This is a genomic window from Oleiphilus sp. HI0066, assembly GCF_001635725.1.
The window spans coordinates 1-679 of the sequence record NZ_LWFH01001779.1 but is presented as its reverse complement, the minus strand read 5'-3'; the positions used below and the strand labels follow the sequence as shown (position 1 = coordinate 679).

The following is a 679-nucleotide window of genomic DNA, read 5'->3' as shown; positions in this document are numbered from 1 at the left end:
AGGCGATGAAGTGTTTGTGGACCGAATATTACATCAACATATGGGGCGCGATCTCGGATAGCTTCGCCTTCTTGGCTTGCTACGCAGCCGCCAACGCCGATCGTCAGTTCTGGATTTGTTTCTTTTAACTTCTTCCAACGACCAAGTTGGTGGAAAACCTTTTCTTGTGCTTTTTCACGAATAGAACAAGTGTTCAGCAACAAAATGTCTGCATCGTCAGGAGTGTCTGTCAACTCAACATCTTGATCGTCTTGAAGTAGATCTGCCATGCGCGCTGAATCATATTCGTTCATTTGGCAACCATGGGTTTTGATAAACAGCTTTTTGGTCATCGAAACTCTTAATACTCTTACGTGAAAAAAAGGGCGTGAATTATATCTAGTTAAACGCCCGAATTATAGCGGTTTTTTGTTACATGTGTTGGCAGGTTTCAGCGATGTTCTGAGCTGCTAAATGACTGACATTCGTTCGTTTTGTGCTATGATTCGCGACCTCGTTTTATCCGGTTTAGTAATGTTGTTTTATGGCTGCCAAGAAAACTTATAAAGTTGTTTTTTATAATCAGGACGAAGTGTTCGAAATATACGCTGCGCACGTTTTCCCGTCTGAAATGTATGGTTTCATAGAGCTTGAAGAAATTCTCTTTGGTGAGCGGTCGCAATTGTTAGTTGACCCTAGT

The 679-nt window shown here is 41.8% G+C and carries 1 protein-coding gene and 1 pseudogene; one reads left to right on the top strand and one right to left on the bottom strand.

Annotation, left to right across the window (positions count from 1 at the left end; translation table 11 throughout):
- Positions 1–332, bottom strand: a pseudogene (locus A3738_RS27675) (tRNA (N6-isopentenyl adenosine(37)-C2)-methylthiotransferase MiaB); the annotation flags it as partial.
- Positions 333–523: 191 nt separating this feature from the next.
- Between A3738_RS27675 and A3738_RS29690 the strand changes: the two are divergent.
- Positions 524–679 (top strand): DUF1820 family protein (locus tag A3738_RS29690; RefSeq protein WP_156504547.1); only part of this gene is annotated, 156 nt, incomplete at its 3' end.